Raw genomic sequence first — 21,535 nt, forward strand, 5'->3', positions numbered from 1 at the left:
CGACCAGGCGGGACCGGACGGCGAGGCGAACACCAGCAGCGGCGTGCGGCGACGGCGCATGCTCATGGCCGGGCTGGGGGCCGCGGTCGTCCTGCCGGTGGCGGCAGCGTGCTCGAGCGGGGATTCCGGGGACGGCACCGAGTTCCGGTCCCCGCACGTCACCGATCAGCCCTCGGCCCGCAATGTGAAGGACTTCGGCGCGGTCGGGGACGGGAAGGCCGACGACACCGAAGCTTTCGAGAAGGCCGCGGCGGTGAGCGGGCGTCCGCTGGTGCTCTACATTCCGGCCGGTCAGTATGTGCTCACCCGCTTCCCGGCGCTGTCGGACTACGCGACAGTGCTGGGCGACGGCGCGGATGTGACCACCATCAGCTACGACGGCGACGACACCTTCATCGCATTGCAGCGCAAACAGCGGGTCCGCTTCTCCCGCCTGGGTTTCTACTTCTCGGGTCCGAAGGCCACCGCCGTGCGGCTGTCGGAGTGCTTCCGCTGCACCTTCGATTCGGTGGTGCTGCGCGGCAATCACCTCAGCGACAACGCGCCCCGGTTCCAGGAGCAGCGCGGACTGGTGCTGGACCGCAATACCGGCGGCACCACCGTCATCAATTCCGACATCAACAATTTCGGCTACGGGATCGTCACCTCCTGCATCCAGAACTACGTGACCTCGTCGAAGCTCACCAATAATCGCATCGGCGTCCTGGGCACCGGCGGCGATCACAATGCCGGATTGGCCATGGCCAATGTGGAATTCGTCTCCGACAACGACCCCCGCACCACCGACAAGCACGTCTTCGTCGACGGCCCGGCCAATGACTGGTGGCTGACCAATGTGTGGTTCGAGGGGGCCGACACCGCGCTCGCCATCGGCGGCCCGGCCGGCGGACCCGCCCAGTTCGGTCTGGTCAACTGCAAGGTGGCCGCGCGCAAGGTGTGCCTGGACCTGATCCGCTGCCGCCAGCCGTATCTGGCCAATGTGCAGTTCGATCCGGATCTGGACGCACCGCCCATCGAAGTGCGGGTCGATCCCAAGGGCGTGTCCGAGGGCACCGCCATCAACCTGATCTCCGGGTCGTTCGAGGACGTGGACCCCAAGTCCTTCCCCGACGGCTGGCACGTGATCGGGCGCGGGGCGATCCACGGGGCCCGCTTCGCCGGAACCACGGTGGCACAGGCCTTCCAGCCCGGCACCGACATCTTCCAGGTCCAGGACCGCGACGGCACCGTGCTGTCGGCCGTATTGAACAGTGGGGCTTATCTTTCCGATCGCAGCGAAGGGGGAATCGTGTTGAAGGACTCGGCCGGGGTGTACTGGCGGATGTCGGTGGGGACCGACGGCGCGGTCAAGACCACGTCGCTGGGAAAGCAGCGGCCACACTCGTGAGCGGGCCGCCGACGGCACTGCGTCTGGGACCGGCGCGATTACACGGCAGCACCCTGCTGCTGCGGCTGCCGCGCTACACCGACTTTCCGCAGTGGCGGGCGCTCCGGCTGCGGGATCGAGCCTTCCTGGAACCGTTCTGGCACACCTCGCCCCTGTGCTGGGCCGAAAGGCACACCGAGAAGGCCTGGGTGCGTGAGTGTCTGGAGGCGGCCACCAATGCGCGCACCGGCCATCGGGTGGCCACCGTCATCGAGATCGACGGCCGCTTCGCCGGGCAGGTGGAGATCGGCAATATCGACGATCGGGCCAAGCAGGGCGAGATGGGGATCTGGATCGACGCGCGGCTGGGGCGGCACGGTTTCGGCGGCATCGCGGCGGGCCTGATCCTCGACTTCGCCTTCGACGCACTCGGTTTGGAGCGCGTGAACGCGCCCATCTCGCCGGGGAACGCGGCCGCCACCAGTGGCGCGGTGCAGATCGGGTTCGTGCGCGAGGGCCGGATGCGGCTGCACTTCGATGTCGGCGGGGCGCGCGCCGATCACGATCTGTGGTCGATGACGCGGGCGGAGATCCCGCCCAAGGGCTTCACCGAGATGTGGACCGAACGGACCCTCGAACACCGCACCCCGCCCGCGCCGCCCGGTAGGCCCGAGGACACTCTGCCCGACCCGGTAATGCCCGATACCGCCATGGTTTTCGGCGTCCAGGCCCGCTATCGCGCCGGGCAGGCGTGGCGAGCCGCGCGGCAGTTGCTGCCCGCCCGGCCGGTGACCTTGCGGCTGCCCGGTCACGACGGGGTGGTCTTGCGTTCGGCGCGGCCCGCCGACGGCCCGATGCGGGCCGCCGCGGTGCGTAACGCGGGACCCGTGACCGCCGACGGAATCGGTAGCAGCGGAACGGCGTGGCTACGCGAAATCGCCCTCAGCGCAGCGGGTGTCCGCTCCCCCGCCGGTCTGCTGTTCGTCCTCGACGTCGCGGGCGCCTACGCCGGCACCGCCCGGCTGTTCGACCTCGACCTGTTCGATCGCAATGCCCGGATCCAGCTGTGGGCCGATCCCGCCCGCGCCGACGACGCCGTGCGCACGGCCGCCATCCGGGCACTGCTGGGCTACGCCTTCGACCGGCTCGGACTGTTTCGGGTCAGTACGGCCGTGGCGGCCGCGGACACCGCGTCCGCCGCCGTCGCCGCCGACGCGGGCCTGCACAAGGAGGGAACCATGCGCAGTTACACCGGACTCGACGGACACCGCGGCGACCACGACCTGTGGGCCATCACCGCCGGGGGTGATCACCGTGCGTGACTACCGGCGCAGCAATGCGATGCAGGCCCGCCTGCACGAACTGGTGCCGGGCGGCGCGCACACCTACGCCCGCGGCGCGGACCAGTATCCCGAGGACATGGCCCCGATCCTGGTGCGCGGCAACGGCGCCCGGGTCTGGGACGCCGACGGCAACGAGTACGTCGAATACGGCATGGGCTTGCGCTCGGTGACCCTGGGCCACGGCTTCGCGCCGGTGGTCGAGGCGGTGGCGCGGACCATCGCCGACGGCGTCAACTTCTCGCGGCCCACCGAGCTGGAACTGGCGGCGGCCGAGGACTTCCTGCGTCTGGTGCCGGGCGCGGACATGGTGAAGTTCGCCAAGAACGGCTCCGACGCGACCACCGCGGCCGTGCGGCTGGCGCGCGCGGCGACCGGGCGGGAGAAGGTCGCGATCTGCGATCAGCCGTTCTTCTCGGTGGACGACTGGTTCATCGGCGTGACGGAGATGAACGCGGGGATCCCGGCCGCCCCGACCGTGAAGTTCCGGTACAACGACCTGGAATCGCTGGAAGCCGTGCTGCGCGGCGAGGACATCGCGTGCGTCGTCCTCGAACAGGCCACGGCCCTGGCCGATCCCGCGCCGGGCTTCCTCGAAGGCGTCCGCGCCCTGTGCGACGGGTACGGCTGCCTGCTGATCTTCGACGAGATGATCACCGGGTTCCGCTGGTCGGCCGGTGGGGCGCAACAGCTCTACGGGGTGGTGCCGGACCTGTCGTGCTGGGGCAAGGCCATGGCCAACGGCTTCCCGCTCTCGGCGCTGGCCGGGAAGCGCGAATACATGGAACTCGGCGGTCTGCGCACCGACGCGGACCGGGTGTTCCTGTTGTCCACCACGCACGGGCCGGAAACCGCGTCGCTGGCGGCCTTCCGGGCCGTCGTCCAGGCCTACCGCGACGGTGATCCCGTGGCGCGCATGGAGGCCTCCGGCAGCCGCCTGGCCGCCGGGGTGAACGCCATCGCCGCCGATCTGGGCATCGCCGACCATCTGGAGGTGGCGGGCCGACCATCGTGCCTGGTGTTCCTCACCCGGGACCCGGAAGGCGTTCCGTCGCAACCCTTCCGGACGCTGTTCCTGCAGGAGCTGCTGGATCGCGGGGTGCTGGGCCAGTCCTTCGTGAACTCGGCCGCCCACACCGCCGCCGATATCGACCACACCGTCGACGCCTGCCAGTCGGCGGCCACGACCTACCGCAAGGCGCTCGAGCAGGGCACGGTCACGGGGCTGCTCGCCGGGCGGCCGGTGGCCCCGGCACTGCGGCGCACGGCCGCACCGCGCCGGCTCGCGGATTGATCGAGGAGTTCTGATGTCGGCACCCCGGATCGCGCTGGTCCACGAACGCTTCACCGAATACGGCGGCTCCGAGGCGGTGGTCGCGGAGTTCATGAAGACCTGGCCCGGCGCACCGGTTTTCGCGCCCATCACCGACCCGCGGTGCACCCGCACTTTGCTGGAGGCCGCGGGACTGAGCCCCGGGACTTCCGGCACGGGCGGCCCGGGCGCGCTGTCCACGCCGGCGAGCGAGCTGGTGCGCGACACCTGGCTGTCGCGGGCCTACGCGGCCGGCGGGCGACGCTCGCACGCCCCGCTGCTCCCGTTCGCGCCGAGGGCCTTTCGCGCCCTCCCTCTCGACAACGCCTACGACGCGGTCGTGGTCAGCCATCACGCCTTCGCGACCCAGGCCGCCTTCGCCACCGCCGCACCGGTCATCGCGTACGTGCACAGTCCGGCCCGCTGGGCCTGGGACAGCGCGTTCCGGGCCCGCGAGGCGGGCGGGCGGGCCGGGCAGGCCGTGCTGACCGGTCTGGGCGCGCTGGCCCGGCGCAACGAACTGCGGGCCGCGCCCCGGCTCGCGCACGTGGTCGCCAATTCCCAGGCGGTCGCCGATCGGGTCCGCGACTGGTGGGACCTGCCCGCGTCGGTGGTGAATCCACCGGTGCGCGTTGCCCGTTTCGCCCCCGATCCGAGTATCGAGCGCGAGGACTTCTTCCTCTTCGCGGGCCGCCTGGTCCCCTACAAGCGACCCGACCTCGCCATCGCCGCCGCCCAGCGGGCCGGGGTGCGGCTGGTCATCCTCGGCGGCGGCCGCTACCGCCAGCAGCTCGAGGCGATGGCGGGCCCGGAGACCACCTTCCTCGGCGCGGCGCCCGATGACGTCCTGCTCGACATGTACCAGCGCTGCCGCGCGCTGCTCATGCCGGGCGTGGAGGACTTCGGCATCGTCCCGGTGGAGGCCATGGCCTGCGGCGCGGCGGTGCTCGCGGTCGGCGCGGGCGGCGCGCTGGACACCGTGGTGCCCGGCATCTCCGGCGAGCACGTCCCGGCCGGGAACGACGCGGAGGTGACCGACGGATTCGCGCGCGCCATGCGCGATTTCGACCCGGCCGCCTATCACGCCGACACCATCCGCAAGCATGCCGCCACCTTCTCCCCGGAGGCGTTCCGCACCCGAATCGCCGACATTGTGTCGCGCAATTCCCGCTGACCGACTATTCATGGATCTGCAAAAGCCATCGCGCTCGATAGCGTCAGCGGCGGCGTCATCATGGTCCAGGAGTAGCCAACATGCCCACCGTCCCCCTCGTCGATGCCCACATGCACCTGTGGGACACCAGCGCACACGCCTGGTACCCGAGTTTGGCGAGGTTCGTCGATGCCGGAAAACCCGAGATCGCGCAGAACTTTCTACCGGCCGACTTCGACCGCGGCCTCGGCGGCATCCGGGTGGACGGGCTGGTGCACGTGTCCGCAACCACCGCGCCGCACGCGTACCTGGCCGAAACCCGGTGGGCCGACGGCATCGCCGACGCCGATCCGCGGCCGTTCGCCCTGGTCGGCGGCATCGACCCGACCCTGCCCACGGACGAACTGATCGATCACCTCGACCAGCAGGCCCGCACCCCGCGGCTGCGCGGCATCCGGGCCTTCGCCGGGCTGTCGCCGAACACGCCCGCCGCCGACACCATCGTGGGCTGGCTGCAGGAGCACGACGCGGTCTTCGATCTGGTCGCCCAGCCCGGCGAGATCCTGGACTGGATCGACTTCCTGGCGGGCTACCCCGATCTGCGGGTGGTGCTCGAACATCTGGGCTTCCCGCAGGGCCGCTCCTCCGAGGCCCGCACCGCCTGGCACAACGCGATCTCCCTGGCCGCCAAGGAGACCCAGTGGCTGTGCAAACTGTCCGGGTTCGGACTGATCTGCCGCGACCTGTCCTGGCCGACGGTCGAGTACTGGCTGGAATCGAGTGTGGCGTTGTGGGGCTGGCGGCGACTGATGTTCGCCTCCAACATGCCGGTGGACTCGATGGCGGGGACCTACACCGAACTGGTCACCACCATCGATCAGGCCGTCACCACCGATGCCACCGAGCAGGAGGCGGAGTACTTCTACCGCACCAACGCCCTGGACACCTATCGGCCGCAATAGACCCGGAGTCGACGGGGCGGCGACCGAGCGCCGCCCCGTTCTCCCGTCAGGTCCTGTACCGGAACAGGATTCGCCCCCGATTCAGGTCATAGGGGCTCAGCTCGACGAGCACCCGGTCCTCGGGCAGGATCTTGATGTAGTTCTTCCGGATCTTGCCGCTGATGTGCGCCAGGACCCGATGCCCATTGGGCAGTTCCACCGTGAACGTGGCATTGCGCAGGCATTCGACCACGGTGCCCTGGATCTCGATGCCCTTTCCTTTCCGGCCCGGATTCGTCATCGCAGCACCAGTTCCAGGTTGCCGCCGACCCGGCGCGCGCCGACACTGTCGAACAGTGCCAGGGCCGGACCGTTCGACTCGTTCACTTCGGCTGTCGCGGTGGATATTCCGCGATCGTGCAATGCGCTCAGCGCCTGGGACAGCATGGCCCGGCCGATACCGCGACGCCGGGCATCGGACCGCACGGCGATCAATCCGATGCGCGGCAAGCGCGTCACCTGGACCACGCGCAGCAGTCCGACATAGCGATCGGCCTGTGCGGCGGCCACGTACAGCTTCGGATCCACCACGGTGTCACCGCCAGGCCCGCACAGGATCTCGGCGGGCATCTCCTGCCAGCCGATCGTCGATTCGACTTCGTCGCGAATGAACCGGTCCACGATGCGCAGTGGTTCCTCCTCCGCGCTGCCCGCGGGTACCACCGTGATGTCCGGGGGTGGTGTCACAACCCCCAGTCCGGTGGTCGCGGGAGCAGTGGGCACCGAGTACTCCCACTCCCGCCTCCGGGTCACGAAACCCGCTCGCCCCCAATGGGACAGCAGTCCGTCGTCGGCCTCGTCGACCACGGTGTGCAGTGGCCGTCGCAGGGTGGCGAGCATGGCCGCCGCGATCTGATCGAAGACGTCGTCGTGCCACGCGTCGATGCTGGCGAACAGCCGCCCATCGGGCCGTCGGGAAACTTCGCCGCACGCGACCACCCGGTCGTTCTCGACGGCTTCCCACCGAGTCGATTCGACCCGGCGGATATCTACAGAATTGGTGTTCATCGGTCGTCACCTTTCGGGATTGCCTACGCGGAGAGGCGCTCCCGGCGACGACTAGTTCGTTCGCCCATCCGCGACCACGAGGGGGAGCCCCCACATCGGTACTGTCTGCACGGGTCTCACCTCCTCGCCTGATGTCACGGTGGTCAGCACGCTAACAGGCCACTCCCCCACCTGCCCACCGATTTTCTACCTGCGGTTGTTCCGGCCCCCGGCGACCGCGTCACCGCCATCGCACTGCTCGTCGACCCGGCCCGCCTCGCCGCGCTGCGACCGGACCCGGCCCCGACCGGCGATCGAGAGGGCACCGCACACTGACAATCAATCCCCCGGAATCGGCCACGCGGTTGATCTTCGACCGATACGTTGGCCGAAATGTCCAGTTCGGTCGGGTGATGGTGGTCGCTATGGCGTCTCGTGGGTGGGGTGTGCGCAATGCCGGTGTCGCGGCGTCGGTCGCGGTCGTGGCCGCGATGACGGTCGGCGGACCGGGAGGTACGGCCGGAGCCGAGACACCGGGATGCGATGCGCCGCAATGGGTGAGCGGATGGATGGCCGCGCCCTCGGACGCCTTCGGGGCGGTGGATCCGTCGATGGTGCCGCAGGCGCATGTGGGCGGACAGACGTTCCGGCTGGTCGCGACACCGCACCTGGGCGGATCCGTTCTGCGGATTCATCTGAGCAACCAGAATCGGCCGGTACCGGTCGAATTCGCGCACGTCACCATTGCCGAGCAGGCCGCCGGGGCGGCGATTCGCGGCGAGACGCTGCGGGAGGTGAGCTTCGACGGGAGTTCCCGCGTCACGGTGCCCGCGGCCGGTGAGGTGGTCAGCGATCCGATCGAGTTGACGTTCGAGGCCTTTCAACCGCTGGCGGTGAGCGTGTACGCGCCCGGGCTGGCGGTGCTGCCGACCGAGCACTTCAACGCCAATGCCACCAGCTACTACAGCCTGCCGCTCGCCGGCGACGCCACCGACGAACCGTCCGGCGCGGCGCTGCCGCTGCCGACCACCTCGATGCCGTTCCTGTCGGGCCTCGACGTCCAGGCGCCCGGCACCACGTCGACCATTGTCGCGTTCGGGGATTCGATCACCGACGGCTATGTCGGCGCGACCTACCTGAGTGTGCCGCAGGACCCGGGCGTGGTGGACCGCAATGTCCGCTACCCCGACTTCCTGCAACGCCGCATCGACCAGGCGGGCCTGCCGTTCACCGTGGTCGACGCCGGGATCAGCGGAAACCGGGTCACCCGAGACGGATTGATACCGCAGTTCGGTCCGTCGGGCGTGAGCCGGGTGCAGCGCGACGCCATCGCCAAGGCCGGAGTCACCGACGTCATCATCCTCGAGGGCATCAATGATCTCGGCGTCCCGATCGGCGTCGATGCCGACCAGCTGGTCGCGGGTTACACCGACCTGATCGCGCAGCTGCACGCCGCCGGGCTGGCCGTGCACCTCGGCACGATCATGCCCGCGGGCAACGCGCTCTCCGACGGCATCGCCACCCTGCCCCTCGCCGGGCCGGTGCGGCAGCGGGTCAACGCGTGGATCCGCGCCCAGACCCTGTCGGACAGCGTCATCGATTTCGACGCCGCCCTGCGCGATCCCGCCGACCCCGATGTCCTCGCGCCGCGCTACGCCGGCGCCGACAATCTGCACCCCAACCCGGCCGGCTACCAGGCCATGGCCGAGGCCATCGATCTGAGCGTCTTTCGCGGCCGCTGCCGCTGACCCCGCACCGCCCTCCCGTGTGACTCGAATCATGGCGGGACGGCGGCCGTTCCCCGGTCGCGGCAAGTGTGACTCTTGTCGGCTTCACTCCGTAGTAGACCGATCGTCATACTGAACTCGGTACCTACTGATGAGTAACACCGAGGAAAGGTGGAGGTCGATGAATCGCCGTCGAGTGGCGACCGGGATTGTTGTCACCGGTATCGCGTTGAGCGCGCCCCTGCTGGGCGCGGGCTCCGCGGGAGCGACTCCGGTGAGCGCGGGCTGCCATTCCGGCGACCGCGTGCCGACCTCCGATCCGCACACCTACGACTCGTGCATCGAGGGCGAGTGGGGCAACCTCCGCCAGTGTCCGCCGTTCACGATCGTGACCCAAGCCGCCGACGGCGACGTCCGTTGCGTCAACGAATAACCGCAATCAATTCGCAATCGAAACAAGTGAGCGGCCGCTCAGGACAATTGACCAGTTGCCCGTGAATTGCCGAGTGCGCCTCCGAGTTACATCAAACCCTTTGTTACACACACCAACTCGAATAGCCCCGAGGTGACCAGTCACACAGGGCCGGAACGGCTATTCGGCTTGAATGGCAATTCGCGGAACCGTAAAGTTACCGACCAGTTAGGCACGATGGTGTTCCTACCTCGGCCCGACATTCTGCTAGGGGGCCGATCACACAACGTCCGCATCCACCGACGCATGTCGGACGAACCCCGTTGGGTATCAACAGGTTCGTAATAAGGAGGGGACGATGACTTCCTACATCGTCACGGGCGGAACCGGATTCCTCGGTCGGCGGCTCATCGCCGGACTGCTGGAACGCGACCCGGAAGCCGTGGTCCACGCACTGACGCGGGAGGCCTCGGTGGCCAAGCTGCGCGAGATGGCGGCGGGCTGGGGGGCCGAAGACCGCGTGTTCCCGCTGGTCGGCGACCTGACCGCGCCCGATCTGGGACTGATCGACGACGCGCCCCGCGCCGACCACGTGATCCACCTCGGCGCGGTCTACGACATGACCGCCGACCCCGAGGTCACCTACGCCGCCAATGTGCGGGGCACCGCCTCGGTGATCGCGCTGGCCCGCGAGCTCGGCGCGGTCCTGCACCACGTGTCCTCGGTCGCGGTCGCGGGCGATCACCGCGGCAAGTTCTTCGAGGACGACTTCGATCTGGGCCAGGGCCTGCATTCGCCCTACCACCGCACCAAGTTCGAGGCCGAGAAGATGGTGCGCGAGGCCGCCGACCTGCGCTGGCGGGTGTACCGCCCGGCTATCGTGGTCGGCGATTCCCGCACCGGCGAGATGGACAAGATCGACGGTCCCTACTACTTCTTCCCCGCCATCGCCGGACTGGGCGCGCTGCCGTCGGAGCTGCCGGTCCCGATCCCGGATCTGGGCGCCACCAATATCGTTCCGGTCGACTACGTGGTCGCGGCCATGCTCGAACTCATCGCCAAGCCGGGCCTGATCGGCCGCACCTTCCACCTGACCAACCCGGAACCGCAGCCCTTCACCGAGATCTACAACGCGCTGGCGCGCGCGGCCGGGGCCCCCACCGCGATCGGCACCGTTCCGGGCTCGCACACCGCGCTGCACGCCCTCGGCGGCCTGCCGGGCGTGCCCACGGTGCGCGATTTCCTGTTGGAGCGCTTCGGCATTCCCGCCGAGGTCGCCCCGCACACCGCCTTCGAGTCGACCTTCGTCTCCGAATCCACCCGAGCCCACCTGCGCGGCACCGGTATCGAGGTCCCGGCCTTCGAGGACTACGCCGAGACGCTGTGGTCGTACTGGCGCACCCATCTCGACCCCGACCGCGCCCGCCGCCACCACGGCGGCCTCGGCGGCCGGGTCGTGCTGATCACCGGCGCGTCCAGTGGCATCGGTTTGGCCACCGCGCACGCCGTCGCCAAGCGCGGCGCGACCGTGCTGATGGTGGCGCGCACCGAGGAGGACCTCGAGGCCGCGGCCGCCGCGGTGCGGGCCGACAGCGGTGCGGCGCAGGCGTATGTCTGCGACATCACCGACGAGAAGTCGGTGGAGCTGCTGGTGAAGCAGGTGCTCGCCGACCACAGGCACGTCGACTACGTCGTCAACAATGCCGGGCGCTCGATCCGCCGTTCGGTGCTCAACTCCACCGACCGCATGCACGACTTCGAGCGGACCATGGCGGTCAACTACTTCGGCGCGGTGCGGCTCATCCTGGCGCTGCTGCCGTCCATGCGGGAGCGCCGCTTCGGGCACTTCGTGAACATCTCCTCGATCGCGGTGCAGACCAAGGTGCCGCGTTTCGCCGCGTACGTGGCGAGCAAGTCGGCGCTGGACAACTTCAGTGAGATCGCCGCGGTCGAGAACGCCGACGCCGGAATCACCTTCACCTCGGTGCGCATGCCGCTGGTGCGGACCGCGATGATCGCGCCGACCGACCTGTACAAGTCGATCCCGGTGCACAGCCCGGATCAGGCCGCCGACATCGTGGTGCGGGCGCTCGAGCACCGACCCAACCGCATCGACACCCCGATCGGCACCTTCGCACAGTTCGTGGACACGGTCATGCCGTCGGTGAAACGCGCCATCCTGCACCAGGGTTACCGGATGTTCGGCGAGTCCAAGGCGGCGCGCTCGCAGCCGAAGACCGGGCACCCGGCGGTGGACGCCGAATCCACCACGGCGAGTGGTGAGAGCGCGGCGGAGAGCACCGCCAAGCCTGACTCCCGCAGTCCGCTGCTGGCGCTGGCCCCGATCGTGCAGCCGCTCATGGGCCTGCCCGCTCCCGCGGCCCGGATCACCAACCGGATTCCGGGCCTCAACTGGTAATCACTCTGCCCGGCAACGGCATTCAGGCCCGATCGGCCGGGTGAACAGCACCACACAGAGTTCGGCCCGGTGCGGGACAGCGCACCGGGCCGACTCGTGCGATACCCGCGGCTCACTGTGGGATGAGGCCCCGAGTGCCGTGACACCCGACGCCCCGCGAACCGCGGGTACCCGGGCCCCGCTCCGGGGTCTCGCGGGCGGGTCCGCCGAGACCGCCCGGGAGCCGGGCCCTTCCCCTCCCCGGGGTCAGATGTGGTTCGCGGCGAAATTGGCCGCGGCCACCAGATCACTGCCGTAGGCGACGTGCGCGTCGGCATTGAGGCCGGAACCACACACCGGGTCGCCGCCCACGCACCAGTCCCCCGTGCGGGACAGGAACTCGCCGGGCACATTCCAGCCCAGGCCGCGAACGGGGTCGCCGAAGAGCAGGACCGCCGCCACCCGGTCGCCGAGATAGCCCGGCAGCTGGACGCGGCCCGGGTACCAGGACACCACGCCGGTGCCCAGCGCGGCCTGCACGACCGCCGCCCCCTGCGAGTAGCCGACCAGGACGAACTGCTGACCGGGGCAGACGGTGGCGCGAACGGTCAAGTGCCGCACCAGATCCGCGCTGCCCGCGCCGACGTCGAAGCTGTAGTCGGCGGGATAGTTCACGCGGTAGGCGGACATCGAGACGGGCAGCCGATCCCGCAGGACACCGAAGAGGGGGTCGCCGATCTGATCGCCGAGCCAGCCGGGTTCGCCTGTGCCCCTGGCCACTACGACGTCCACCTCGGCGCAGCCCTGCGCGTGGGACCTCGGTTGTGGCACGAACGCGGCTGCGATCGTCAGCATGATCGCGACACCCCATGCCGTACGCCATCTTCTCGGCAGCAGCACCTTCCGGTCGCCCATCGTCCTCACCTCTCACATCGTTGTGAGAAGTCCGGTGACTCTTGTCATTGACTAGAGAACGATCACCGGACCATGTGACCCACGGTAAGAATGCGCCGGAAGGGCGGCAACGAATTCCACTGGAGAGACACCTGATTGGTACCCAACCGTTTCATCATGAAACTTGTTATCTACGTGCAACTTTGGGGCAACAAAACGGCCTCGGACCGGATCCAGAGCACACCGCGAACCGCACGCAAAATACAACCGGTTCTCATAGTGTGTTGGTATGGAACGACTTACCGGGCTCGACGCGAGCTTCCTCTATTTCGAAACAGACACCCAACTCCTGCACGTCTGCGCATTGCTGATACTCGACCCCGCCGCCGACGGGGTCACCTATGAGCACGAGGCGTTCAAGGCCGAACTCGGCCGGCGGCTGCATCTCATCCCGGCCATGACGCGGCGGCTGCACGCCGTCCCGTTCAACCTCGATCATCCGGTGTGGGTACGGGATTCGAACTTCGACCTCGACTACCACGTGCGGCGGCTGGCGCTGCCCAGCGGAGCCGGGGACCGCGGGCTGGCCGAACTGGCCGCCGACATCGCCGGACGCCCCCTCGACCGCGCCCGCCCGCTGTGGGAGATGTGGGTGGTGGAGGGCCTGCCGCACGGCCGGGTGGCGGTGGTCTCCAAGTACCACCACGCCATCGTGGACGGCATCACCGGCACCAACATGATGATGCACCTGTGCGATATGCAGCCGGGCGTGACCTACACCCCGCCCGCCGAGGCCGAACCCACCGAGGCCGAACCCACCGATCTGCAGCTCGCCGGTGAGGCGCTGCTGAACCTGCCGGGGCGCCTCGGCATGGTCGGCATGGTGCCCAAGACGGTCGGCATTCTGGGCGGGCTGGTGCAGCGGCGGCGCGAATCCGGCGGTCGCGGTATGCCGTTGCCGTTCACCGCGCCCCGCACGCCGTTCAATCGGGCAATCACCCAGCATCGGGCCATCTCCTTCGAACAGACCGAGTTGTCGGATATCAAGGAGATAAAGACCGCCTTCGGGGTGAAGGTCAACGACGTGGTGCTGGCCGTCGTCGGCGGCGCGCTGCGCAGCTACCTCGAACTGCACGACGAACTGCCCGAAACCTCGCTCATGGCCTCGGTTCCGGTGTCCACCCACGACACCTCACGCCACGAGGAGGGCACCAACAAGGTGTCGACCATCTTCGCCCGGCTCTACACCGAGATCGAGGATCCGGTCGCGCGGGTGCTGGCCATAGCCGAGGACAATCGCGGGGCCAAGGAGGAGCACAACCTGATCGGCGCGGACTTCCTCCAGGATTGGGGAAAGTACGCCCCGCCCAACACCTTCCAGCTCGCCGCGCGGGCGTACTCGTCGCTCAAACTGGCCGATCACCACCCGGTGGTGCACAACCTGGTGATCTCCAATGTGCCCGGGCCCAACTTCCCGATGTACTTCTTGGGGGTGCGGGTGTCGTCGATGTATCCATTCGGACCGGTGTTCCACGGCGCGGGCCTGACCGCCACCGTGATCTCCAACAACGGCCACCTGGACTTCGGCTTCATCGCCTGCAAGGAACTGGTCCCCGATGTGGACAAGATCGCCGACGCCGTCCCCGAGGTGATCACCGCGCTGCTCAAGGCCGCGCGCGAAAAGGGCTGAGCCCGAACCGAGTGGCTACCGTCTAGAGCCGCTCCGCCACCGACTGCACGGCCTCGAGGAACACCGGGACAAAGACGTCCGCCTCGAGTGCGCAGGCCGCGTGTCCCGCCTTGGCGAGGAAGATCTCCGCTCCCGGAATCGCTTTCGCCATCTCCAGCTGACGGAAGACGGGCAGCGCCCGATCCCGCGTGGTGATCACCACCGCCGTCGGCATCTTCAGCATCGGCAGCCATTCCGACGCATCGAAACGCCCCAGCACCGCGAGCGCCTGCGCGAGCGCCCAGCCGCTGGTGGCCCGCAGTTCCGCCATCGCCCAGCGATCCATCCGGCCCACCGGCCACGAGGACTCCGGCAGCGTGGGCAGTTTGTCGCGGCGCAGCTCCGCCCGGCGGAAAGACCACTCCGAGAACAAGGCGGCCGTCGCCGACCAGCCCCGATGGAAGGCGCGCTCACGCCACTTCTCCTGGAAACGGTAGGTGGTCGCGGCCAGGACCAGCCCGCCCACCCGGTCCGGGTGCCGGTGCGCGGCCAGCTGGGCCACCACGCCGCCCATGGAGTAGCCCGCCAGGATCGGGCGCTCGACGCCCACCGCGTCGGCGACCGCGATCACGTCGTCGGCCAGATCGTCGAGATCGAAACGCTCGGAACGGATTCCGTGACCGTGCCAGCGCTGATCGAACAGGACCACCCGGTAGTGGGCGTTCAGCTCGCGCAGCGAGGGGAACCAGTTGAGCATGGCGGTGGTCGCCATACCGTGCAGCAGCAGCACCGTCGGCGAATCCGCGGCCGGGCCCGGCAGGTCCACCACGTAGGTGGCGCCGCGGCCGGGCAGCTCCACCATCTCGCCCTGCGGCACCTCGGTCAGCCGGGAGATGCGCGGTGACAGGCGGCGACCGCGGCGCGGCGCGGCAGTCGTGGTCGGATCCGAGCTGGGGTTCGTCATCGAGGGCCTCCCGGCACACCGTCGCGGCGGTCGAACTGGAACACGTTTCACTCGATGATGCCATACCGCGGGCGCGGCGGCGGGTTACGGCGTGCAGGGCGCGGGGGCGGCGACCACCGTGGTCACGACCACCGGGGCCGGGGGCTCGGGCGGGGCGGGGGACGGCTCGGCAGTGATGTCGTAGAGCTGAATTCCGGTGCGGCGCAACTGCCCCGGCTCGATCGCGACCCCGGGGACATACGCGACATGGCCGTAGATGTCGGTCACCTGGGCGGTGAACGGGCCCCTGCCGATGCCCGACACGGTCCAGTAGTTGTCGTAGCCCCGGCGCATCGGGCGGTAGTCGCCGCCGGAATCCGGGCGCAAGGCTACTTGCGCGAGGGGATTGCCGGTGCCGGAGAACAGGATTCCGATCCAGCTGGTCGAAGAGCTCTGCTGGACGCGGTAGAACAGCTCCGGCGCGGGGTTCGGGTCGCGAACGATGCTGATCCTGACCGGTGCGACGCCGTCGACGGAATCGGCGATCGCCTCGAAAGCCGAACGGCTCAAGTCGTATTGGTCCGGGCCGCAGCCGGTGCAACGGTCGACGATCTGGGCACGGACGCTGCCCAGCGGGCCGTCGATGTCGACGTAGGAGCCGCAGGGGGCGGAACCCTCGTATCGGCTGGTCGGGACACCGACGTAATAGCCGTCCGGCGGCAGATCCGGCAGTGAGCAGGCGACACCCGGACCGAAGTCGTAGAACCGGGCCTCGACCTGCTCCAGGGGCGGTGACGCGTCCACGGTTCGAATCTGCTGAGGAGTAACCGCGCTCGGTGCGGGTGCGGCGGACAGCGTGACGACCGTCGGCGTCGGCGCGGCAGTGCTGCAGCTCAACGACTGCGGTCTGACCCACCACGCGGCCAGTCCCACCACCACCGCTCCCACCAGAATCGTCCACAACCACGGCCTGCCAGGATGGACCTCTTCGTGTCCGGTGCGGTGCATGGCCGGTCCCCAACCCTCCGAATTGTGTTTGCTGACTCGATGCTGCACTCCCCTTCAGGAAAGCAGCCGGGGTCGCTACGCTGAGGTCGAATGGCAATTTCGGAATGAAAAGCGCGGCGTGTTGGCGGTGTGTCCGCGATGTAGAACCCCGGGCCCGACCGCTACGTATGTCCGGATGTCCATATCTCCGACGTCACCACACCCGGGGAGAGATGCCATGGCCCAGCTCGCGCCCTTCTACCGGCAGGTCCAGGCTCACTACGACCTGTCCGACGACTTCTACGCGCTGTTCCTCGACCCCTCCAAGACCTACAGCTGCGCCTACTTCCAACGCGCGGGCCTGACGTTGGAGGAGGCCCAACTGGCCAAGATCGATCTGGCGCTCGGCAAGCTGGGGCTCGAACCCGGCATGACCCTGCTCGACGTCGGCTGCGGATGGGGCTCGACCATGATCCGCGCCGTACTCACCTACGGGGTCCGCGTCATCGGACTCACCTTGAGCCGCAACCAATTCGAGTACGTTCGCACCGAACTACGCGATCTGGGCATCTCCGAAGCCGAAGTGCGCCTGCAAGGTTGGGAGGAATTCGACGGCACCGCCGACCGCATCGTCAGCATCGGGGCGTTCGAACACTTTCGCAAACAGCGCTACCCCGAGTTCTTCACCCGCTGCCACCGCATGCTTCCCCCCGGTGGCCGCATGCTGCTGCACACCATCATCGGCCACAGCCTCGCCGACCTGCGGGCCGCCGAGATTCCGGTGACCCGTGAGGACGCCCTGTTCCACATCTTCGTCAAACGGGAGATCTTCCCCGGCGGCCAGCTCCCCCAGAAGGACACCGTCCCCCGGGAGGCCGAGGCGGTCGGGTTCCGCACGACCCGAATCCAATCCTTGCGCCCCCACTACGCGAAAACCCTTGACCTGTGGGCGGAATCCCTCGCGGCCCACCACGCCGAGGCCGTCGAGCTCACCTCCGAAGAGGTCTATCAGCGCTACATGAAGTACCTGACCGGGTGCGCCCATTACTTCCGCGCGGGGCACCTCGACGTCATGCAGTTCACGCTGCAGAAGTAGACCGGCCGAGGAAGGTCAGCAGCCGGTCGTGAGCGGGCGCGTCGGCGGACGACGGCCGCGCCGGGCCGAAAATGCCGGGGTGCCGGAAGGCGTCGAAGTCCATGGATCGCATGACGGTGAGCAGGTAGTCGGCCTGCCGCTCGTCGATGAGGTGCCGCTGCCCGGTGACGACGGCCAGGTCGATGCCGTGGACCAGGATTTCGGTCAGGTGGATCAGGGCGGCCATGCGGCCGGGCATCGGTCCGAAGCCGAGCCGGACGGTGGTGTCCAGCGCGCCGGGGCGCGACCAGGCGTCGCGGTCGAGGTGCGCGGCGGCGGCGTACGCGGTGCGGTGGCAGGTGCCGAGCCAGTCGTCGTGGTGGTCGCCGCCGGGATCGGTGTGGGTGAGTTCGGCGGCGAAGACGCGCAGGCCGCCGACCAGATGGTTGAGTTCGAATCCGACATCCCAGCCGGGGCACAGCGAGGGCAGGCCGAGCTGTGTGTCGCCGATCCCGGCGACGATGGCGCCGGTGGCGTCGAGCGCGTCGTGGATCCGATCGACGAGGGTGGGGGCCACGGTGTTCATGGTGGTGTCTTTCGGTCGGCGGATTCAATCCATCGAGCCGGAACGGTTCCGTCTCGTCTATGCCGAGAACGGTACCGCCGGTCAAGGCGATACGCAACCGTTCCGTCTCGTGTTAGCGTGTCTCGCATGCCCCATCCCCCGCGTCGCACGTCCGGCGGCCCGGTCCTGCAGGACGCCCTGACCGAGGCGCTCACCACCGCCTTCTTCGAGGAGCTCGCCGCGGTCGGCTATGGACGCCTCTCCATCGAGGCCGTGGCCCGCCGCGCGGGCGCGGGCAAGGCGGCCGTCTACCGCCGCTGGCCCTCCAAACAAGCCATGGCCACCGACCTCATCACCAAGATCGCCGTCGACGCCGCCGACACCCCCGACACCGGAACACTCCGAGGCGATCTCCACGCCTTCCTCACCGCGGCCGCCGCCGGCCTCCGCCACCCCCTCGCCTCGAAGATCATCCCCGACCTCCTGGCCGAAGCGGCCCGCGAACCAGCCCTGGCCGCCACCCTCACCACCGGCATCGCCACCACCCGCCGCGACCGCGCCACCGCCCTCCTCCACCGCGCCATCACCCGAGGCGAACTCCCCGACGACCTCGACATCCCCCTCGCCCTGGACTTCCTCGCGGGCCCCCTCTACTGGCGACTCACCATCACCGGCATCCCCCCCGAACCCACCTACCTGGACAACCTCACCACCATGCTCCTGACCGCCTTCCGCGCCAACACCCTTCCGACCTAGCGGCGCCGCATAGCGGCCAACACAGCGGGGTCAGCGGGGGCGATCGTCACGTCCTGCGGAGCGTTCCGGGGGAAGGTCCAGGTCAGTTCCAGGGTGGTGGTAGCGACCACGAAGTCCGCATCGAGGGTGACCCGGTGGAACGGGTTCGAGGTTCCCGACACCGCGACCCACCGCAGCGTGTTCTCCTCGTCATCGTCGGTCAGCGCAACCCATCCGATGCTCCCGTTCGACGCCGACTCCCCCACCATCGCCCGACTCCCACCGTGCACAGCCGAATCGAACGTCGCATCCACGTCGATCCACTCCACCGCCGACCAAGCGCTAGCCCTGAAATCCTCCTGCCAGAACCACTCATCCGGCTTCAAAACCCCGCCCCCAGGCTGCTGAAACCTGCGCCGCACCAACGACATCGTCACCAACGTTCCGTCGCCGAACACGATCGAGTCCCCATCCGGCGCCTCCCGCCCCCGCCACCGCTCGAGCACCTGCCGCACCGTCGCTTCACGACTGGTCATCGCAAGCACCCCTTCAAGCCTGGCCCACATCTGACCAACGGCCTTCTCCCCATCGAGAATCGACCCGAGGTGTGCCCGAAATGCCTGCTGTTCGGACGCATACATCGCAAACCACCGCGTCCCGACACTGGCTTCGACATTCGCGATCCGATCCGCCAGCTTCAGAATCACCGCCGACGGACAGCCCGCGATCTTGGCATAGATGTCCTCGTTCCGCTCCTCCCGCGTCCCCCCGATCCCGGTCACCGCCCACACCAGTTCAGCGACCCCCACACCAAACGCCCCCTCCAATTCCGCCCCGGTAACCGCCGTGTCCTCCAGAACATCGTGCAACCACGCAGCCACCCCCAGATCCCCCGAGAACCCGAAGTCGTCCAGCACATCCCGAACCGCCGCCAAATGAACCGAATACGGTGCCCCACCGTATGTTTGGCCACCATGCGCCGCCCGCGCGAAACACCGCGCGGCCTCTTCGATGTCGTCGCCGATCATGAACCCGAAGCTACCGTGGTAGGAGGATCCGGGCCGCCGAAGGCGGTGCGGAGGAAGGCGACGAGTTGGGTGCGGACCCGGGGTTGGGTGAGGCCGTCGGCGCCGGCGCGGAGGGCCGAGAGCAGGGCGGAGACGAGGAGGGAGAGGAGGACTTCGCCGGCTATGGCGGGATCGAGGGTGGGGTCGAGGTAGCCGTGGGCGATGCCCTCGCGGATTCGGGCCACCGATTCGGCGGCGTAGGCGCGGGCGTTGTGGAGGCAGCGGTCGAGGACGGCGTCGTCGATCGAGGAGGCTTCCAGGAGAAAGAAGTTCACCAGGCCGGGTTCGGTGGCGACCAGGTCGTAGCAGCGGTCGATGACCCGGGCGTAGCGGTCGCAGAAGGCATCCAAGGTGGTGGGGATGATGTCGCCTTCGGGGCCCAGGAGGAGGTCGCGGATGTGGCGGAAACTGTGGTCGATGACGGCGTCGAGGATGGCGCGTTTGTTCGGGAAGTAGTTGTAGAAGGTGCCGTGACTGACGCCCGTCGCGGCGGCGATGTCGTCGACGGAGATGGCGCGGAAGCCTCGGGCGACGACCAGTTCGTAAGCGGCGGTGATCAATTCGGCTCGGCGGCGGTCGGCTCGGGACCGGCGGGGTCGGTCGCGGTGCGGGTCAGCGGTCATGGGGGCGGGCTCGGGGGTGCCGGCGGGCGCAGGGGGCGCAGCGTTCGGTCGAGGTAGGCGAGGACCGCGGTCATGCTGCGATCGCGGATGGCCGGATTGCCCGCGCCCAGCAGTTCCCGCATGAGCCACGGGCCGACCAGGGTGGGGATGGTGTGGCCCAGCACTTCCGGATCGATGTCGGGACGAATCCATCCTGCCTCCAGGCCGCGGGTGAGTTCGGCGGCGATCAGGGAGGCGGTGAGGGCCTCCAGGCCGAGCAGGCGGTGCGCCAGTTCGGGATCGATGGCCCCGGCCTCGACCACCAGCAGCCGCAGCACGCGCGGCTCACGTTCGAGCAGGTCGTAAAGACGGGCCACGGCGGCGCGGACCGCGGCCACCAGGTCGTCCACCGAGGCGGCCGCGCCGAACACGGTGTGCAGTCGCATGGCGTCGGTCACCTTCTCGATGCCGAGATCGATGACGTGGTCCAGGATTTCGCGTTTGCTGCCGAAGTAGCGGTAGACGGTGCCCTGGCCGATGCCGGCGCGGGCGGCCACCTCGGAGATGGCGGTGGCCTCGTAGCCGTGCGCGGTGAACACCTCGTAGGCGGCTTCGATGATCTCCCGGCGGCGGCGCGCGGGGAGTTCGCGCTGCGGCGGGCGGCCGATGCGTGCCGAGGCTATTTCGCGGCCCCGCCCTTCACACCGGCGTCCTTGGGGCCGTAGTCGGTCACCAGCCACTCGCCGTCCCGCCCGGCCACCGTCACCACCAACAGGTTCGGCACCGTCGCCGGGTCGGGCTGCTGCACGTTCTGGGTGCGCTGGGTGGCGTAGACGGTGACCGTGTACTGGTCGTTGCCCTTGGCCTCCACCGAGGTGCCCACTACGTCGCCGGAGGCCACCACCTGGGCATCGGTCATGATCTTGGCGAGAGTGTCGTGGAACTGGGTGTACTTGTCGCGCAAGGGATCCGATGCCCCGCGCTGCACGCCGTCGAAGAAGGCGGGCAGGTTGCGGTAGTCGTAGGTGAGCGAGCGCAGCGTGTAGTCCTTGGCCACCTGCGCGGCGCGATCACGATCGGCGTCGCGGGACTTCAGCGCGTCGTAGTCGCCCGAGGCGTTGTGCCACAGCACCCCCAGCACCACGGCCGCGATCGCGAAGAGCGCCGCGGCCGCCACCACGAACGGATTGAGTCGTTCACCGATCCCCTTCGGGGACACCTTCGGAGATTCCTCGACGGTCTCCCCCGCGTCGGGCTGGTCGGCCTCGGTCTGCTCGGTCTCGGTCACGGTCTGCCTTCTCT

Annotated in this window: 21 protein-coding genes; 11 read left to right on the top strand and 10 right to left on the bottom strand. The window is 68.8% G+C overall.

The genetic code is table 11. The annotated features are described in order from the left end of the window. The first annotated feature begins 58 nt into the window (after window positions 1-58). The 5 genes from ABZ412_RS07390 to ABZ412_RS07410 all read left to right on the top strand — a co-directional run bounded on the left by ABZ412_RS07390 (window position 59) and on the right by ABZ412_RS07410 (window position 6,133). Window positions 59-1,387: a glycosyl hydrolase family 28-related protein gene (locus tag ABZ412_RS07390; RefSeq protein ID WP_357278142.1), complete on the top strand. Its 1,329-nt coding sequence runs from the start codon at window positions 59-61 to the stop codon at window positions 1,385-1,387. Beyond that, window positions 1,384-2,688 carry a GNAT family protein gene (locus tag ABZ412_RS07395; protein ID WP_357277498.1) on the top strand — a complete coding sequence of 435 codons (1,305 nt, stop codon included), beginning with the start codon at window positions 1,384-1,386 and terminating at the stop codon, window positions 2,686-2,688. Before ABZ412_RS07390 ends, ABZ412_RS07395 begins: the two co-directional genes overlap by 4 nt. Before the next feature lie 19 nt (window positions 2,689-2,707). Beyond that, on the top strand, window positions 2,708-4,000 hold the full coding sequence (locus tag ABZ412_RS07400) for a glutamate-1-semialdehyde 2,1-aminomutase (protein ID WP_357278144.1): 1,293 nt from the start codon (window positions 2,708-2,710) through the stop codon (window positions 3,998-4,000). Window positions 4,001-4,013: 13 nt separating this feature from the next. Continuing rightward, a complete protein-coding gene (locus tag ABZ412_RS07405; RefSeq protein WP_357277500.1) occupies window positions 4,014-5,192 on the top strand; it encodes a glycosyltransferase in 1,179 nt (392 codons plus the stop codon). An 80-nt stretch (window positions 5,193-5,272) separates the two neighbouring features. Next, window positions 5,273-6,133, top strand: a complete 861-nt coding sequence (locus ABZ412_RS07410) for an amidohydrolase family protein (RefSeq protein ID WP_357277502.1) — start codon at window positions 5,273-5,275, stop codon at window positions 6,131-6,133. A 46-nt stretch (window positions 6,134-6,179) separates the two neighbouring features. Here ABZ412_RS07410 and infA read toward each other — a convergent pair whose 3' ends face one another. Together infA and ABZ412_RS07420 are read right to left on the bottom strand one after the other, a co-directional pair. After that, window positions 6,180-6,413, bottom strand: a complete 234-nt coding sequence (gene infA, locus ABZ412_RS07415) for a translation initiation factor IF-1 (RefSeq protein ID WP_357277505.1) — start codon at window positions 6,411-6,413, stop codon at window positions 6,180-6,182. Beyond that, complete coding sequence (locus ABZ412_RS07420) at window positions 6,410-7,180, bottom strand: GNAT family N-acetyltransferase (RefSeq protein ID WP_357277507.1); 771 nt, start codon at window positions 7,178-7,180, stop codon at window positions 6,410-6,412. The genes infA and ABZ412_RS07420 overlap by 4 nt, the downstream gene beginning before the upstream one ends. Window positions 7,181-7,584: 404 nt before the next feature. Between ABZ412_RS07420 and ABZ412_RS07425 the strand changes: the two genes are divergently transcribed. The 3 genes from ABZ412_RS07425 (at window position 7,585) to ABZ412_RS07435 (ending at window position 11,717) form a co-directional block, all read left to right on the top strand. Beyond that, window positions 7,585-8,907 (top strand): GDSL-type esterase/lipase family protein, encoded by a 1,323-nt coding sequence (locus tag ABZ412_RS07425; protein ID WP_357277509.1) that lies wholly within the window; start codon window positions 7,585-7,587, stop codon window positions 8,905-8,907. Window positions 8,908-9,067: 160 nt separating this feature from the next. Further along, on the top strand, window positions 9,068-9,319 hold the full coding sequence (locus tag ABZ412_RS07430; protein ID WP_357277512.1) for a hypothetical protein: 252 nt from the start codon (window positions 9,068-9,070) through the stop codon (window positions 9,317-9,319). Window positions 9,320-9,656: 337 nt separating this feature from the next. Continuing rightward, window positions 9,657-11,717 (top strand): SDR family oxidoreductase, encoded by a 2,061-nt coding sequence (locus tag ABZ412_RS07435; RefSeq protein ID WP_357277514.1) that lies wholly within the window; start codon window positions 9,657-9,659, stop codon window positions 11,715-11,717. Window positions 11,718-11,963: 246 nt separating this feature from the next. Here the strand turns inward: ABZ412_RS07435 and ABZ412_RS07440 are convergent, their stop codons facing one another. Then, complete coding sequence (locus ABZ412_RS07440; protein ID WP_357277517.1) at window positions 11,964-12,611, bottom strand: cutinase family protein; 648 nt, start codon at window positions 12,609-12,611, stop codon at window positions 11,964-11,966. Between the two features lie 268 nt (window positions 12,612-12,879). Here ABZ412_RS07440 and ABZ412_RS07445 point away from each other — a divergent pair, with 268 nt between their 5' ends. After that, window positions 12,880-14,280, top strand: coding sequence for a wax ester/triacylglycerol synthase family O-acyltransferase (locus tag ABZ412_RS07445; RefSeq protein ID WP_357277519.1), 1,401 nt, complete (start codon window positions 12,880-12,882; stop codon window positions 14,278-14,280). Between the two features lie 22 nt (window positions 14,281-14,302). Here the strand turns inward: ABZ412_RS07445 and ABZ412_RS07450 are convergent, their stop codons facing one another. Continuing rightward, entirely contained in the window at window positions 14,303-15,223 is a 921-nt protein-coding gene (locus ABZ412_RS07450) for an alpha/beta hydrolase (protein ID WP_357277522.1), read from the bottom strand. An 84-nt stretch (window positions 15,224-15,307) separates the two neighbouring features. Then, window positions 15,308-16,006 (bottom strand): expansin EXLX1 family cellulose-binding protein, encoded by a 699-nt coding sequence (locus ABZ412_RS07455; RefSeq protein WP_357277524.1) that lies wholly within the window; start codon window positions 16,004-16,006, stop codon window positions 15,308-15,310. A 421-nt stretch (window positions 16,007-16,427) separates the two neighbouring features. On the opposite strand from ABZ412_RS07455, the gene ABZ412_RS07460 reads away from it, so the two are divergent. Beyond that, window positions 16,428-17,285, top strand: coding sequence for a cyclopropane mycolic acid synthase family methyltransferase (locus tag ABZ412_RS07460; protein ID WP_357277527.1), 858 nt, complete (start codon window positions 16,428-16,430; stop codon window positions 17,283-17,285). Here the strand turns inward: ABZ412_RS07460 and ABZ412_RS07465 are convergent. Continuing rightward, window positions 17,269-17,850 (bottom strand): TIGR03086 family metal-binding protein, encoded by a 582-nt coding sequence (locus ABZ412_RS07465; protein ID WP_357277529.1) that lies wholly within the window; start codon window positions 17,848-17,850, stop codon window positions 17,269-17,271. The two genes, ABZ412_RS07460 and ABZ412_RS07465, sit on opposite strands and share 17 nt — an antisense overlap. A gap of 126 nt (window positions 17,851-17,976) precedes the next feature. Between ABZ412_RS07465 and ABZ412_RS07470 the strand changes: the two genes are divergently transcribed. Beyond that, on the top strand, window positions 17,977-18,585 hold the full coding sequence (locus ABZ412_RS07470) for a TetR-like C-terminal domain-containing protein (protein WP_357277532.1): 609 nt from the start codon (window positions 17,977-17,979) through the stop codon (window positions 18,583-18,585). Here the strand turns inward: ABZ412_RS07470 and ABZ412_RS07475 are convergent. Genes ABZ412_RS07475 through ABZ412_RS07490 form a run of 4 tightly spaced genes read right to left on the bottom strand, consistent with a single transcriptional unit; the run spans window position 18,582 to window position 21,521 of the window. Continuing rightward, a complete protein-coding gene (locus tag ABZ412_RS07475) occupies window positions 18,582-19,592 on the bottom strand; it encodes an HD domain-containing protein (protein WP_357277535.1) in 1,011 nt (336 codons plus the stop codon). The genes ABZ412_RS07470 and ABZ412_RS07475 overlap by 4 nt on opposite strands. Beyond that, entirely contained in the window at window positions 19,589-20,254 is a 666-nt protein-coding gene (locus tag ABZ412_RS07480) for a TetR/AcrR family transcriptional regulator (protein ID WP_357277537.1), read from the bottom strand. The genes ABZ412_RS07475 and ABZ412_RS07480 overlap by 4 nt, the downstream gene beginning before the upstream one ends. Further along, entirely contained in the window at window positions 20,251-20,973 is a 723-nt protein-coding gene (locus tag ABZ412_RS07485; protein WP_357277539.1) for a TetR/AcrR family transcriptional regulator, read from the bottom strand. Before ABZ412_RS07485 ends, ABZ412_RS07480 begins: the two co-directional genes overlap by 4 nt. Further along, complete coding sequence (locus tag ABZ412_RS07490) at window positions 20,913-21,521, bottom strand: G1 family glutamic endopeptidase (RefSeq protein WP_357277542.1); 609 nt, start codon at window positions 21,519-21,521, stop codon at window positions 20,913-20,915. Before ABZ412_RS07490 ends, ABZ412_RS07485 begins: the two co-directional genes overlap by 61 nt. Between the last annotated feature and the right edge of the window lie 14 nt (window positions 21,522-21,535).

It is taken from the genome of Nocardia sp. NPDC005746 (assembly GCF_040630785.1).
GTDB lineage: Bacteria > Actinomycetota > Actinomycetes > Mycobacteriales > Mycobacteriaceae > Nocardia.